Below are 15520 nucleotides of genomic sequence, written 5' to 3'. Positions count from 1 at the left end.
TATATATAATATACAGTTATTTTACATTAATGTTAAACACTGAAATGAATTAAATATAATTATATTCATACGTTTTGTCCTAATTATACAAAATAACTAATAAATTCTTACAATGTATAGACTCAATAAATGAAACTCCATTCACAGCAAACTTAATCCTATACAAAGTAATCTCATAATAGCTGCTTAAAATTCAAAGCGTATGTTTCAAAAAGGCACTCTTAAAGGGTGCTCTTTTTATTTGGAATATATTATCCATTATAATATGCCTGGAATGACAGATATACAAGGAGTAGCAAGATTTTTTATGCTTATTAAGACAAGTTATGGAAGTGACCATAAGTCATGTGGCTGTGTAAAGAGAGGTGTCAAGGTAATGACTGATTATTTAACGGATATTCATTAGAGGTTATCAAAAGTAGTAATTGAAAATAGGGACTTTGAAAAACTTATAAATGTTTATGATAGGGAAGAAGCATTGTTTTATGTAGCTCCTCCATATTATGGTACGGAAAAATATTATCAAGAGAAGTTTTAAAAAGAGAACCATCTAAGATTATGTAATAAGCTTAAAAATATCAAGGGTAAGTTTATTCTTTCATATAATAATTGTGATTTTATAAAAGATATGTTGAGTTTATATCAGAGTAATCTAGATTATAAGATTTATTGACATATTGTTAATATAAAGGCACCGATATTGTATCTTTTGCAGATACAAATATCAGTGCCTCTGTGTCATACTGTTTTTATGACACAAGAATATTAAAAATTTCTCCCTTTTTATTTTAGAAAGCTTTCGTATATATATCTTTAAGCTCACTTATAAGTGGATATCTAGGATTTGCCGCTGTACACTGATCGTCATAGGCCAGTTCTGACATCTTATCCAGTGTAAGGAAAAAATCTTTTTTATCAATTCCAATTGCACTTATATTCATAGGAAGATTTATTTCTTTCTTTAAGTCTGTAATCGCTTTTATTAATGAGGCAACTTTTTCGTCATCACTGCTGCCTTTTAAATTCAAATAATCTGCAATTTCAGTATATTTTGCTTTTGCATTAGGATATTTGTATTGAGGAAATGCTGCTTGCTTTGTTGGACAATCTGTTGCATTATATTTAATAACTTCTTCAATTAGTACAGCGCATGCAACTCCGTGAGCAACATGATGCATTGCTCCAAGTTTATGAGCCATGGAATGACATATACCCAAAAAGGCATTGGCAAAAGCAATCCCTGCAATATTGGATGCATGTGCCATTTTCTCTCTAGCATCAATATCTATTTTCCCATTTTTATAAGCTATAGGTAAATATTTAAATATCATTTTTATTGCTCTTAAAGATAATGCATCAGTATAGTCAGTAGCCATAGTTGAGACGTATGCTTCTATAGCATGAACCAAAGCATCTATTCCTGTTGCAGCAGTTAGTCCTTTAGGCATATTCATCATTAATTCAGTATCTATTATAGCCATATTTGGTGTTAATTCATAAGAAGTTAAAGGATATTTCATTCCTGTTTTATCATCAGTTATAACTGCAAAAGGTGTTACTTCAGATCCAGTACCAGCAGTTGTAGGTATTGCTACTGAAATTGCCTTTTTACCAAGTTTAGGAAAACCACATATTCTTTTTCTTATATCTAAAAATCTTATAGCTAAATTTTCAATTTCTGCTTCTGGATATTCATATAACAAGTGCATTATTTTTGCTGCATCCATTGCAGAACCACCGCCAATAGATATTATAACATCCGGTTCAAAGCTAAGCATTTCTTTGGCACCAGCTTTTGCAGAGCTAATGCTTGGATCAGATTTTATATCTGAAAATACATCATAAGTAATACCTATTTCATCTAATGCCTTTGTGATTTTATTAACATAACCGAGCTTAAAAAGATCTTTGTCTGTTACTATAAATGCTCTTTTTCTATTCATGTCTTTTAATTCTTTTAATGCAAATCCAAGACAGCCATATTTAAAATATATTTTTTGAGGTACTTTGAACCAAAGCATATTTTCCCTTCTTTCAGCAACACTTTTAATATTTAATAAATGCCTAGGTGTTACATTCTCTGATATAGAATTTCCACCCCAGGTACCACATCCTAATGTAAAGGAAGGTGCTATAGCAAAGTTATAAAAATCTCCACTTGCGCCTTGTGAAGAAGGCATATTAATAAAGGTTCTTGAGGTTTTCATTGTTAATCCAAATTTTTTAACTTTTTCTTTATTGTTTTGAGAGTCTATATACAAGGAAGAAGTATGTCCATTTCCACCTAAGTATGCAAGTCTTTCTGCTTTTTCAAGAGCTTCATCAAAATCCTTAACCTTATATAATGCTAAAACTGGTGATAATTTTTCGTGTGAAAATAATTCTTCTCTTTCAACAGACTGAACTTCACCTATTAAAACTTTTGTAGCTTGTGGTACCTCGATTCCTGCCATTTTGGCAATTGTATAAGCTGATTTTCCAACTATACCAGCATTGATATTTCCATCTTTAAACATAACTTCTTTTGCTTTAGCTAACTCGTTTTTGTTAAGTATATGAGCTCCACGTTTTACAAATTCATCTCTAACTTTTTCATATATTGAACTTGGAACTAATACTGATTGCTCAGAAGCACATATTACACCATTATCATAGGTTTTTGATAAAAGTATAGAGCTTACAGCCATAGTTGTATCTGCACTTTCATCTATTATTGCAGGAGTATTTCCAGCTCCAACGCCAATTGCAGGTTTACCTGATGAATAGGCGGCTTTGACCATCGAAGGTCCTCCTGTTGCTAAAACTATATCAGCTTCACTCATTAATTCTTGAGAAAGTCCTATTGATGGTTCATCTATCCATCCTATTATGTCTTTAGGAGCCCCGGCTTTAACAGCTGCATCTAAAATTAATTTTGCAGCAGTAATAGTTGACTTTTTTGCACGAGGATGAGGTGAAAACAAAATTGCATTTCTTGTTTTTAAAGAAATTAGTGATTTAAAAATTGTTGTAGATGTTGGATTGGTAGTAGGAATTATAGCAGCGACAACTCCAATAGGCTCTGCAACTTTTGATATACCTAATGCTTCATCATGTTCTATTATTCCGCAAGTTTTTTCGTCTTTATATTTGTTATATATATATTCTGCGGCAAAATGATTTTTTATAATTTTATCCTCCACAAAACCGATTCCTGTTTCTTCTACTGCTAATTTTGATAGAGCTATTCTCTCTTTGGCTGCTGCTATAGCACATTGTTTGAAAATTTCATCGACTTGTTCCTGAGTATATGTTGCAAACTTTTTTTGGGCTTCTTTTAATTGATTTAGTTTTTGTTTTAATTCTTTTGAATTTGTGACTTTCATTAATATACACCCCTTTTATAAAATATATACAATAGTTTGATATTTAACAAACTATTGTATAAAAACTAAATGATTTATATAATAAATTCTAGCATTTTATAAATTGTGAAATATAGTTTTATTATATCATAATAGTATAAATACAATAAAATATTGATATATCAATGATTTACGCGTTTGTTAAAAAAACGAAATAGTTATATAGCATATTTGTTTTTACGATTTCAGTATATAGCAATAAATTTATATTGTCAAATATTTAACAATATTTTTTCTGAAATATGTAATTAAGAATAAATTTTAAACTTTTTGTTTTTTTATGGAATTACTTATTTTTATGTGTTACAATCTACTTGAAATTGGTCATACCAATATACCAATTTTAGATAGGGAGGGTTTACAATGGATATTTTAGTATGTATTAAACAAGTTCCAGGTACTAGTAAAGTTGAAGTAGATGAGAAAACAGGGGTTCTAAAAAGGAATGGAATAGATTCTAAAATGAATCCCTACGATCTTTATGCACTTGAAACAGCACTTAGAATAAAAGAAAAGATTGGAGGTGAGGTAAGCGTTATTACTATGGGACCTCCACAGGCAAAAGAAGTTATCAAAGAAGCATATATGATGGGTGTAGATAGAGGAATGCTTATTTCAGATAGAAAATTTGCAGGTGCAGATGTACTTGCTACAGCATATACAATTTCTCAAGGTATTAAGAAAATGGGGAATTTCGATTTAATACTTTGTGGAAAACAAACTACAGATGGAGATACAGCTGAGGTTGGACCTGAAATAGCTGAATATTTAAAAATACCACATATTGCAAATGTGATAAGAATAGAAGAAGTGAATGAAAAAGAAATAACAGTAGATATGGATATGCCAAACACTATAGAGCTTGATAAAATTTCTTATCCGTGTCTTCTTACTATAGATAAAGATATATTCGAGCCAAGACTTCCATCTTATAAGAAAAAACTTGAAACTAAGGATAGGGAAATTGAAACTATTTGCCTTAATGATTTTGAGGATAAGGATGAAAATCATTATGGACTTAATGGTTCAGCAACTCAGGTTGAAAGAATATTTCCACCTTCAGTTAATAATGACAGAGAAATTTGGAATGGAAGCAGTGAAGAAATATCAGATAAAATATTTAATAAACTTAAACAATTAAAGTATGTTTAATGGAGGGGAATTATTATGGGAAAGTTAGTTATTAATCAAGATAAACTTACAAAGGAAAACATAAAAGAACTTATTAATTTATGTCCTTTTAATGCTATAGAAGAAAATAATGGTAAGCTACAAATAAATGCGGCCTGTAAGCTCTGTAAAACATGCATAAGAAAAGGTCCTAAGGGAGTTATAGAATTTGTAGAAGATAAGGTTAAAAGTATAGACAAAAGTGCCTGGAAGGGAATTTTAGTATATGTAGATCATGTGGAAGGAAATATACATCCTGTAACTTATGAGCTTATAGGAAAGGCAAGAGAGCTTGCTTCTAAAATAAATCACCCAGTTTATGCATTGTTTATTGGGCATAATATAAAGGAAAAAGCAGAAGAACTTCTTCATTATGGCGTTGATGAGGTTTTTGTATATGACTATGAAGAACTTCGTGATTTTACCATTGAACCATATACTGCTGCCTTTGAAGATTTAGTAAAAAAAGTAAAGCCAACAGCAATACTTGTTGGAGCTACTACTGTTGGAAGGTCACTTGCACCTAGAGTTGCAGCAAGATTTAAAACAGGGCTTACAGCGGATTGTACAATACTTGACATGAAAGAAAATACTGACTTAGTCCAAATAAGACCTGCTTTTGGCGGAAATATAATGGCTCAAATTATAAATCCAAATAACAGACCACAAATGTCTACGGTTAGGTATAAAGTTATGAATGCACCAGAGAGACAGGATGGTAAGAGCGGAAAAATTACAGTATGCAGCATGGATAAAGAAAAACTTAATTCCAATATAAAGGTTTTAAAAATAACTAAAAAAGAGCCAGAAAACAGTATATCTGATGCGGAAGTAATAATTGCAGTTGGAAGAGGAATTAAGGCTGAAAAGGATATGGACATGGTGTATGAATTAGCAGACCTTTTAGGTGCAAGAGTTGCAGGGACGAGACCACTTGTTGAAGCAGGATGGATTGATGCTAAAACTCAAATAGGTTTAAGCGGTAGAACTGTAAAGCCTAAACTCATAATAGTTCTTGGTATTTCAGGAGCAGTTCAGTTTACAGCAGGCATGAACAGCAGTGAGTATATATTTACAATAAATAAGGATGAAAAAGCACCTATATTTAATGTAAGTCACTATGGAATAGTTGGAGATTTATATGAAATTGTTCCAAAACTTATTGAAAAGATAAAGCAAAATAAAAAAGTAGAAAAGGCAATATAAAGGGGGAAGTTCTTATGGTTAATATAGAGGATATAAAATATTTTCAATCATTTTTAGGTGAAGATAGAGTACTCAGCGGAGATGAAATAAATGAGGATTTCAGCCATGATGAGCTTGGCAGCGTAAGCAAGATGCCTGAAGTACTTTTAGAGGTTAAAAATACAGAGGAAATATCAAAGGTTATGAAATATGCTTATGAAAAGGGCATACCGGTAGTTCCAAGAGGATCGGGTACGGGACTTGTTGGAGCAGCTGTACCACTTCATGGTGGCATAATGCTAAATATGAGCAGCATGAATAAGATTCTTGAACTTGATGAGGAAAATTTAACGCTTACCGTTGAACCGGGAGTTCTTTTAATGGAGATAGGTAAATTTGTAGAGCAGCATGATCTTTTTTATCCACCAGACCCAGGTGAAAAATCTGCAACTATAGGCGGAAATATAAGTACAAATGCTGGAGGCATGAGAGCAGTAAAATACGGTGTTACTAGAGATTATGTAAGAGGACTTGAAGTGGTGCTGCCAAATGGTGACATTTTAAATGTTGGAGGAAAGGTTGTTAAAAATAGTTCTGGTTACAGCATAAAAGATTTAATATGCGGCTCAGAGGGAACCCTTGCTATAATAACAAAAGCAATCTTAAAACTTATGCCGCTTCCTAAAAAGACAATAAGCCTTTTAGTACCTTTTAATGATCTTGATACAGCTATAAGTACTGTTCCTAAAATTATAAAGTCAAAAGCAATTCCTACAGCTATAGAGTTTATGGAGAGAGAAGTAATTCTTTCTGCTGAGGAATACTTAGGCAAAAAGTTTCCTGATAACAGTGCAGATGCATATTTGCTTTTGAGTTTTGATGGAAATACTAAGGAAGATGTTGAAAAAGATTATAGTAAAGTTGCTGAAATTTGCCTTAATGAAGGAGCACTTGATGTCTATATAGTTGATACGGATGAGAGAAAAGAAGCTGTATGGAACGCAAGAGGAGCGTTTCTTGAAGCAGTTAAAGCTTCTACTACAGAAATGGATGAATGTGATGTTGTTGTTCCAAGAAATAAGGTTGCCGAATTCGTAAAATATACAGATGAGCTTCAAAACAAGTTTAATATTAGAATAAGAAGTTTTGGTCATGCTGGTGATGGAAATCTTCATGTTTATATATTAAAAGATGATTTAAGTAAAAAAGAGTGGGAAGAAAAACTAAAGAGAGTATTTGAATGCATGTACAAAAAATCCATGGATTTGGAAGGACTTGTATCAGGAGAACATGGAATAGGTTTTGCCAAAAAGAAATATTTATTTAATCAATGTGGTGAAGAATACATTTCACTTATGAAAAATATTAAAAAAGCTTTTGATCCTAAAAACATTTTAAATCCAGAAAAGGTATGTGAATAGAAGCTTTATTAAGGTATTTTAAAGCAATAATGCTGCGGTAAGATGTTCTGAAGCGTTATTGCTTTAAAAATTTTACATTAAATATTTCATGATACTTTTGAATGAAAAGAAATTTGAAATATGATTGGAGACCGTATATCTTTCTATTAATATTAGTCCATGTAACGTTTATAAGCATCTACAGTTACAAGAGAAGCATTTTTTGCATATTTTTGGTTATGTGCGAATAAATGTTCAATGTTGTGTTTATATCAGAGCAATATAATTGTACTTGGATTACTTTGAAATCCACATGAGTAACAGAGGTATAGTATACTAATAAATAGTTGAATTTTATTAATATGATTTTCAATTGCCAATAGTATTTTAGAAATGATTTAAATAAAATTCAATAAGCTATATTCCAAATTATAAAAGAATTTAGAAATTTTAATTTACTTGAGCATATTTTAATATAATATTAAAATATCTTATGATTTATATAAAATGGAAGTAAAGCTTATAAGTTTTATTTAATGCTTAAAAATATTAGTCTGCACGACAGCTAAAGCATCTTTAATATTGATAGCGTTGGTTCGAAGTAAATAGCATAGTGATCAACTTCACAATAGACACCATACTTTTCTCTATAATGCTGTATAGCCTGTTCAAGAAATTTCTCTGTGACATTTAGATATTCAGATATTTCACTTTTTGTTCTTAGACCTTTTTCAAAGGCGTTTATTAAATCAATAAGTCCGACTGTTTTCTCATATCCCCAGTTACGGGCTCTTTTTTCTTGCTTAATATTCTTTAAATCATCTAGTTCTAATATATTTCCAAATGTAGTGCAATAATGTCCAATTTCTTCAGATAATACCTGATATTTTTGAGCATTTGATATGTTCAAATTTATTATAATAAAATCGCCATTTGTAAGATGTAAATATTTACCACACTCTTTATGAGTACCTAAATCAACCTCTAAAACATTTATACCATTAATTTCAGCTTTAATTACTAACTCTTCATACTTTGTCATTCACAACAGCTCCAATTACTTAAAACCATTTATTTTGTCTAAAATTCTTTTATCCATTTCTGATTTTTCAGCAGGTGTTAAATCATCATCATGTGCAGCAATAGTATCGCTCATATTTTCAAGAATTTTTGTTGCTGCATTTTCTGAATCATAATATATAGGAATACATGTTAATTCAGCAACTCTTTTATTAGCTTCATTTTTGCCTAAGTCATTTAATTTATTGTAATTACTTAAAAGTTTTGCTTCATCCATATCTAATTCTTTTTTACTTGAATCTTCCTCTTCAGTTTCCCATCCCATTATTAAAGAGGGAGATAGATTTAAAGCTTTAGCTAGGGCAACAATATTATCTCTTCTCATATTTTCTATCATACCTGTTTCCCATTTTCTAACTGTGCTCTTACCTACGCCAACCATTTTTCCTAGTTCTTCATAAGTAAGCCCAAGTTCTATTCTTCTATTGTGAATTATATCTTTAACATTCATTTTTGCCCCTCCTCAAATTACTTAAATTATAGCATATCTGTGTCCTTTATGCAACTTATTGATGCTTTTTAAAAAAAAAGTGTCTTTTAAGTGTTGACATTGGAAAATAATAGAGTTATATTAAAAGTGTCGTAAATGACACGAAAGGAGTTGGAAATATGAACACAGCATTATTAAAAGCACAGATTATTTTAAATAACAAAAAAATTTCAGATCTAGCTAATGAATTAGGAATAAGTAAATCTGCTTTATATAGAAAGCTTCGCGGTGAAACTGAATTTACTAGACAAGAAATAGAAAACATTATTGTTTTTTTAGGACTAAGTGTTAGTAAAGCAATGGAAATTTTTTTTAACGAAAAAGTATCTTAAAAGACACAAAACAATTTAAAATTAGTAAAAGCTTTGTTCACAAGATTATAAAGTAAAAAATCAAATGGAGGTTAATACAATGAGCAAAATAAAGAAACTTTTAATAAAGAATTTTCTTGGTGTGGATGAATTAGGACTAGAGGCTTCAAAAGTAAATATTTTTAAAGGACCAAAAGGCAGCGGCAAAAGTTCTATTCTTGAAGCTATAGAAAAGACCTTTACAAATAAAAATAGACGTACTGAGATAATAAAGCATGGAGAAAAAGAAGCAACATTGTTTGTGGAGCTTGATGATGGGTTACAAGTAAATAGAAAAATCAGACAGGAAAAATCGGATTATTTGAAATTGAGTAAAGGTGATGAAGGTATTCCAAGTACAGAAAGGTTTTTAAGGGATTTAATTAATGGCTATATATTTAGACCTCTTGATTGGGTAAATATGAATATTATGGAACAGACTAAATCAATTCTTAATATGCTTAAGATAGATTGGTCTCAGAAGGATATTAAAAAATGGTTTGGAGAAATACCTTCAAATATTGAATATGATAAACACATTTTGATGGTACTTAAGGCTATAGAAACTAAGTATTTCAAGGATAGGGAAGAAGCTAATAGGAAAATTAAAGAGCTTAAAATTCAAATTAAAAATATTAGGGATGAACTTCCAGCTGATTACGATGGTGAGGCTTGGAGAAATAAAAGTATTCAGGAATACTACAAAAAAGTTAATGATGCACAAGAAATTAATAAATATATAGAACAGGCGAAGGCACTTCAGAAAGGTTTTAAAACAAATGTACAAGCTATTAAGGCTAATGCAGAAAGTGAAAAGTCAAGGATACAGCTTAATTATAGAGATAAGCGTCAGGATATTAAAGAATTAATAGATTTAGCTAAGAATAAAATTGAGAAAAGTAAAGATATATTAGTAGGTGCAGATAAGAATTTAGAAGTTAACATAAAAGAAGCTGAAAACAAGCATAGAGATGGAATTAATAAAATTAATTTTGATTATCAAAATGAGCTAAAAACTTTAGAAGAAGAGTATAAGAAAAAATGTGCGGCAGCTAAGGAAAAGTATTCTTTTGTGAAAGATAATGTCAATAATGAATTAGCTATAGATAAAGAAAATTTAAAAAAGGAAAGCCAGGCTAGAAAGGAATCTGAAAAGGACAATATATACCTACAGAAAAATAAGATTACTCAGAAAACAGAAGAACTTAATTCTTTGGATTCATTAGAAAAACAAAAACTTGAAGCGGTAGATACCAAAGCTACAGATGAAGTTGAAAAAGAAAAAATTAGAGTTGGTAAAGCAGCAGAGTACCTTGAAAATAATGAACCAGTTGATGTTACACCATTGCAAAAGGCTGCTGATGAAGTATCAGAGATGAGAGAGTACTTAAGACAATGGGACAACCTAATAAGTATAAGGGACAATAAATTAGCAGAGAAAGAGAGATATTCAGCTGATTTAACTGCAAAGGTTGAAAAGGCTAGAACATTGCCAACTGAGCTTTTGAAAACCGCTAAAATGCCAATAGATGGCATATCCATCGATGGTAATGGATTGATTAGAATAAATGGAACTCTTATTGATGGCTTAAGTGATGGTGAAAAATTTGAGATTGCTATGAAAATTGCAAAAGCACAAGCTGGAGAATTGAAAGTTATTTGCCTTGATGGTTTTGAAAAACTCAATCCAAGGTCACAGAAAGAATTTTTAAGATCTATTGAAGATGATGAATTCCAGTACTTTATAACTGCTACAAATTCAGATGAATTTCAAATAGAAAAGTTATGTTAAATTTTCCAATAAAATAAGTAGGTGAAAATATGAGAGAGAGTAAAGGCTGGATTAGTATATATAGAAAAATTGAAGATAGTTGGTTGTGGCAGGAGAGGCCTTTTTCAAAGGGGCAAGCATGGATTGACCTTCTCCTTTCAGCCAACTATCAAGAGAAAAAAACATTATTTGATAGCAATTTAATTCAAGTTAAAAGGGGGGAATTAATAACCTCTATGCGGAAATTATGCACAAAATGGGGCTGGAGTAATTCAAAAGTAAAAAGGTTTTTGGAGCTATTAAGTTGTGATGAAATGATAATCTATAAAAGCGACAGCAAAAAAACCACTATAAGTATAGTAAATTACAGCACTTATCAAGATATGAACATCAGTAAAAGCGACATTGAAACGTCACCAATAAATCACAGAAACCTCAAGAAAACATTACTGAAACGTACAAACAATAATGATGATAATGATAATAACGATGATAATATATATCGTCCAAACTCAAACGAGTTTCGACTAGCATCATATCTCTTTAAATATATTAAGCGTAATAATGACAAGACTAGGAAACCCAATATAGAGAAATGGGCTAAGACTTTTCACTATATGCTTGAGATTGATAAGAGGAATATAGAAGAGGTAAAAGCAGTAATTAAGTGGTGTCAAGAAGATCCATTTTGGTATAAGAATATTTTAAGCCCGGAGAAATTAAGAAAACATTATGACAGATTGATGCTTAATATGAAGGATTCAAGGAAGAAAGAAAAGCAAGATAATTTTAGTAACTATAGTCAGAGAAAATATGATTATGCTGAATTAGAAAAAAAATTAACAGAATGGCAAAACGAAGAAGATGAAATTTTGATATAGATTTACTTTTACATTATTAAAAGACACTCAATTGGAAGGAGAAAATATGGAAAAACTTACACCTAAGGAATTAGGACTATGGACATATATGATGATACAGAAAAGGAGGAAGAAAATTAAGCAAATTAAGCTGCGCGGAAATATGGAAGCAAGGCAGGTACTTATAGAGAGTAGTATAAAAGCCAGAAATAGAAATTACAAGTCAAGCAGGAGGTAAATATATTGATGCTATGAAGAAAGTGAAATTTAAGAATATATATATATATGTAAGAATACTGAAAAGGAGAAAGTGATATGACATCAGGAGAGATAATTGGAAAATTAAAAACTGCACAAATAGCATTAACTAGAGGCAATTCAGAAATTAAAACATTAGGAATAAAAAAGGCAGAAGCAGAAAGAAATTATAGAATGGCATTAAATAAAAGGATACTTTTGCTAAAATCACAGAAATATCCGGCTACTTTAATACAGGATTTGTCCCGCGGAGATGAAGTGGTAGCACAACTTAGGATGAATAGGGATATAGCAGAGTCATCTTATTACACAGCTATAAGTGCAGCAGATAATTTAAGACTAGAGATTGAAACTTTAAGAAGTATACTCATGCGGCTAAGGTTTGAACTTAAAAATACTTAACTTAAAAGGGTGATGTTATGATAGATAAAGAAACATTTAGGAATACAGAGCGTAAAGTATATAATTATTTTAAGAAAGATAGGGCAATAAATAGTCTCAAACATAAAGTTGACATATTAGATAAACAAGTAGATCAGATAGAAAAGAAATTACGAAGTACAGATATAAGTATTCCAGAGGAATCTAGAGCAATGACTTATGAGGAGAAAGTACAGACAAGCCCTAATAGTGAAAGTTATGCGGAAAGAACAGCAGTGAGAATAGTAGATAAGCTTTTAAAAGAGCAGTCAAGAAAACTTGAAGAAATAGCCGATACAGAAGAACAAATACGTGAGATAGAAGCTGATAATGTAATTATTGATGATAATATAAGGGAATTATGTAAGAAGGATTTTGAATTCCTTAAAAGCAGGTATGGAAAAGAACTACCAGAATGGCGTGTAGGAATTGAACTTCACATGTCTCAATCACAGGTAAACAGAAAAAAGCAAAGAATTATAGAGAACATAGCTAATTGGGGAATGTGGCATAGCGATACAGATAGTAAAAGCATTTTATAAGATTGATGATTTTGAAGTTCAATAATATATAAAAGTTTATGAATTAAATATGAATTAAAAGCGAATTAAAAACGAATATCATAGGACATAATTAAGTCTTATAATAGTATTGTAGAAAATTAAATACAGGCAAAAGTCAACTTATGTGGTGGCGGAAAGGTGAACACAGTCAAAAGTGAACGGGAGATAGAGTATTATGGTTTTAATCCATATTAGTAATGAAAACTCTACAATATAATAAGCACGAATCCTAAACCACATGTTAGGCACTAGTAGAAATACTGGTGCTTTTATTATACATAAAATAAGGCAAGTAAATTACATTTTTAAAATAACTAATTAGGCAGGTGATGTGATGTGCCGAGGCAAAGAAGCCCAAATAGGGATAAGGCATTTTTAATTTATAAGCAGCATAAAGGAAATATAAAATTAAGGGAAATTGCTAGGATACTTCAAATCTCCGAAAAGACAATATCAGGATGGAAAGCAAAGGATAAATGGGAATACAAATTGAATGGAACAATGCAAAAAAAGAGCAAAAAAAATACTGAGCTTACCGATAAACAAAAGCTTTTTTGTGCTATATATGCTAAAAAACAAAATGCTACTAAGGCATATCAAAGAGCTTATAAATGCACTTACGAAACTGCAATGGCTAAAGGATGCAGAGCCCTAAAGAATCCAAAGATAAAACATCAGATAAATGCATTACTAGATGCTGAGCTGAGTGAGGAATTTCTTAAAAAGGGACTAATACAGAAGTATAAAGATATCGCTTTTTCAGATATAGGGGATTATCTTGAATTTGGAAAGAAGTTTGAGCTTCAGTGGACTAAGAATGATAAAGGAGAGGGCATACCAGTCATTGATCCTAGTACTGGGGAACAAAAAGTAAAAGAGTATAGCTATGTTAATTTAAAGGATAGTGCAAATTTCGATACAAGTTTAATAACAGAAGTGTCAGAAGGTAAATATGGCATTAAAATTAAGCTCCCAGATAAATTAAAAGCAATGAGCATGTTAGTTAAACTAAGCAATCTTTTATCTAATGAAGAAAAAGTGAAATTTGAACTTGAATATAAGAAGCTTGTCAATGAGAAAATTAAAGCTGAAATTAACAGCATGAAAGGTAATGACAATGATAAATCCTGTGAGGATATTGAGAACTTTATTGAAGCTACAAGACCAGGCGAAAACGAAATAAAAGAACTGTTTAAGGATGATGAAAATGAGAAAGAAAAAGAAGATTAAAGGTTTTAGATTTATGCCATTTTCATTAAAGCAAAAAAAGCTGTTGTTCTTTTGGGAAAAGGGTTCGCCGTTTGCTCACAAAGATATTGTTATTGCAGATGGAGCTATAAGGTCAGGCAAAACAATTGCTATGATATGCAGCTTTATAAGATGGTCCCTCAAACATTTTAATGGTGAAAATTTCATATTAGCAGGTAAAACCATTGGAGCACTTAAAAAGAATGTTATAGGACCTATGCAGCAAATACTCACAGCATGGAATCTTAACTATGAGTATAACAGGTCAGAGAATTTTATTATAGTAGGTGACAATACTTATTACATGTATGATGCCAGTAATGAAGCTTCACAGGATAAATTACAAGGCTTAACTGCTGCTGGTGCGTTAGGTGACGAGGTTGCTCTATTTCCACAAAATTTTGTTGATCAAATGATAGGACGCTGCTCTGTAGATGGTGCAAAGATATTTTTAAATTGCAATCCAGGAAGTCCATATCACTTTGTTAAAACTGAGTTCATAGATAAAGCAAAAGAAAAGAATATTTTATATATGCACTTTGATATGGATGATAATTTAAGTCTTTCAGGGAAGGTCAAGGCGAGATTCAGTCGTATGTTCAGTGGTGTGTTCTATAAACGCTATATATTAGGCTTATGGGTACAAGCTGAGGGATTAATTTATGATATGTTTGATGAAGTTAAGCACAAGGCGCAGACAATACAGAGAGAATATAAAGAGTTTTATGTGAGCTGCGACTATGGTACTCAAAATGCAACTGTTTTCCTTTTATGGGGACAGTGTGATGGTAAATGGTATTTAGTTAATGAGTATTACTATTCTGGAAGAGACAATGGTAAACAAAAAACTGATAATGAGTATTATGATGACCTGGTTAAGTTTGTTGGAGATAGAAAAATAAAAGCTATAGTTATTGATCCAAGTGCTGCAAGTTTTATAGCCATTATAAGGCAGAAGGGAAAATTTTATGTTAGAAAGGCTAAGAATGATGTACTTGAAGGCATAAGAAATGTTGGAAGTGCTTTAAATGATTGCGTATTAAAGTTTAATGATTGCTGCACAAACACATTTAAAGAATTTTTTTCATATGTTTGGGATGAAAAGGCTGTACAACGTGGGGAAGATAAACCACTAAAGGTTATGGATCATGCCATGGATGCTGTAAGGTATTTTGTCAATACAATACTTAAGATAACTGAAAAATCTTATAATGATGCTATATATAACAAGGGACTAGGAATTAAGAATAGTGCATTTGGAAAAAGCATAAAGATGCACACAGTATTTTAGAAAAAATTTATAGAAATATGGAAGGGAGGT

General features: G+C 31.1%; 15 protein-coding genes. 12 read left to right on the top strand and 3 right to left on the bottom strand.

All coding sequences use genetic code 11. The features are described from left to right. Positions 1 to 241: 241 nt before the first annotated feature. Positions 242 to 406 carry a hypothetical protein gene (locus BEE63_RS21545; RefSeq protein WP_157797090.1) on the top strand — a complete coding sequence of 55 codons (165 nt, stop codon included), beginning with the start codon at positions 242 to 244 and terminating at the stop codon, positions 404 to 406. 382 nt (positions 407 to 788) lie between these two features. On the opposite strand, the gene adhE is transcribed toward BEE63_RS21545, so the two are convergent. After that, positions 789 to 3365, bottom strand: a complete 2577-nt coding sequence (gene adhE / locus BEE63_RS02990; protein WP_066019972.1) for a bifunctional acetaldehyde-CoA/alcohol dehydrogenase — start codon at positions 3363 to 3365, stop codon at positions 789 to 791. Positions 3366 to 3767: 402 nt separating this feature from the next. Between adhE and BEE63_RS02985 the strand changes: the two genes are divergently transcribed. From BEE63_RS02985 to BEE63_RS02975, 3 genes are read left to right on the top strand one after another with little or no spacing between them, the layout of a single operon-like run. Beyond that, positions 3768 to 4556 (top strand): electron transfer flavoprotein subunit beta/FixA family protein, encoded by a 789-nt coding sequence (locus BEE63_RS02985; protein ID WP_066019971.1) that lies wholly within the window; start codon positions 3768 to 3770, stop codon positions 4554 to 4556. 15 nt (positions 4557 to 4571) lie between these two features. After that, positions 4572 to 5780, top strand: a complete 1209-nt coding sequence (locus BEE63_RS02980) for an electron transfer flavoprotein subunit alpha (protein ID WP_066019970.1) — start codon at positions 4572 to 4574, stop codon at positions 5778 to 5780. Between the two features lie 14 nt (positions 5781 to 5794). Continuing rightward, on the top strand, positions 5795 to 7180 hold the full coding sequence (locus tag BEE63_RS02975; RefSeq protein ID WP_066019969.1) for an FAD-binding oxidoreductase: 1386 nt from the start codon (positions 5795 to 5797) through the stop codon (positions 7178 to 7180). A gap of 544 nt (positions 7181 to 7724) precedes the next feature. Here BEE63_RS02975 and BEE63_RS02970 read toward each other — a convergent pair. Both BEE63_RS02970 and BEE63_RS02965 read right to left on the bottom strand, forming a co-directional pair. Next, positions 7725 to 8201: an ImmA/IrrE family metallo-endopeptidase gene (locus BEE63_RS02970; RefSeq protein ID WP_066019968.1), complete on the bottom strand. Its 477-nt coding sequence runs from the start codon at positions 8199 to 8201 to the stop codon at positions 7725 to 7727. A 15-nt stretch (positions 8202 to 8216) separates the two neighbouring features. Next, positions 8217 to 8690 carry a helix-turn-helix domain-containing protein gene (locus BEE63_RS02965; RefSeq protein WP_066019967.1) on the bottom strand — a complete coding sequence of 158 codons (474 nt, stop codon included), beginning with the start codon at positions 8688 to 8690 and terminating at the stop codon, positions 8217 to 8219. 158 nt (positions 8691 to 8848) lie between these two features. Between BEE63_RS02965 and BEE63_RS02960 the strand changes: the two genes are divergently transcribed. From BEE63_RS02960 to BEE63_RS02930, 8 genes are all read left to right on the top strand, one after another. After that, positions 8849 to 9061 carry a helix-turn-helix domain-containing protein gene (locus BEE63_RS02960; protein WP_066019966.1) on the top strand — a complete coding sequence of 71 codons (213 nt, stop codon included), beginning with the start codon at positions 8849 to 8851 and terminating at the stop codon, positions 9059 to 9061. 79 nt (positions 9062 to 9140) lie between these two features. Further along, complete coding sequence (locus tag BEE63_RS02955; protein ID WP_066019965.1) at positions 9141 to 10871, top strand: hypothetical protein; 1731 nt, start codon at positions 9141 to 9143, stop codon at positions 10869 to 10871. Between the two features lie 29 nt (positions 10872 to 10900). Next, the gene (locus BEE63_RS02950; protein WP_066019964.1) at positions 10901 to 11731 is read left to right on the top strand and encodes a hypothetical protein; all 831 of its coding nucleotides are present in this window, start codon (positions 10901 to 10903) and stop codon (positions 11729 to 11731) included. A gap of 46 nt (positions 11732 to 11777) precedes the next feature. Beyond that, positions 11778 to 11948, top strand: a complete 171-nt coding sequence (locus BEE63_RS21540; RefSeq protein WP_157797089.1) for a hypothetical protein — start codon at positions 11778 to 11780, stop codon at positions 11946 to 11948. A 77-nt stretch (positions 11949 to 12025) separates the two neighbouring features. Beyond that, complete coding sequence (locus BEE63_RS02945) at positions 12026 to 12370, top strand: hypothetical protein (RefSeq protein ID WP_066019963.1); 345 nt, start codon at positions 12026 to 12028, stop codon at positions 12368 to 12370. A gap of 17 nt (positions 12371 to 12387) precedes the next feature. After that, on the top strand, positions 12388 to 12930 hold the full coding sequence (locus tag BEE63_RS02940; RefSeq protein WP_242874657.1) for a hypothetical protein: 543 nt from the start codon (positions 12388 to 12390) through the stop codon (positions 12928 to 12930). A gap of 357 nt (positions 12931 to 13287) precedes the next feature. Beyond that, positions 13288 to 14181: a terminase small subunit gene (locus BEE63_RS02935; RefSeq protein WP_066019962.1), complete on the top strand. Its 894-nt coding sequence runs from the start codon at positions 13288 to 13290 to the stop codon at positions 14179 to 14181. After that, positions 14159 to 15490, top strand: coding sequence for a PBSX family phage terminase large subunit (locus BEE63_RS02930; protein WP_066019961.1), 1332 nt, complete (start codon positions 14159 to 14161; stop codon positions 15488 to 15490). Before BEE63_RS02935 ends, BEE63_RS02930 begins: the two co-directional genes overlap by 23 nt. The last annotated feature ends 30 nt before the right edge of the window (positions 15491 to 15520 follow it).

It is taken from the genome of Clostridium pasteurianum (assembly GCF_001705235.1).
Lineage (GTDB): Bacteria > Bacillota > Clostridia > Clostridiales > Clostridiaceae > Clostridium_S > Clostridium_S pasteurianum_A.
The sequence above is the reverse complement of the archived record's forward strand: the minus strand, read 5'-3'. Positions and strand labels throughout refer to the sequence as shown.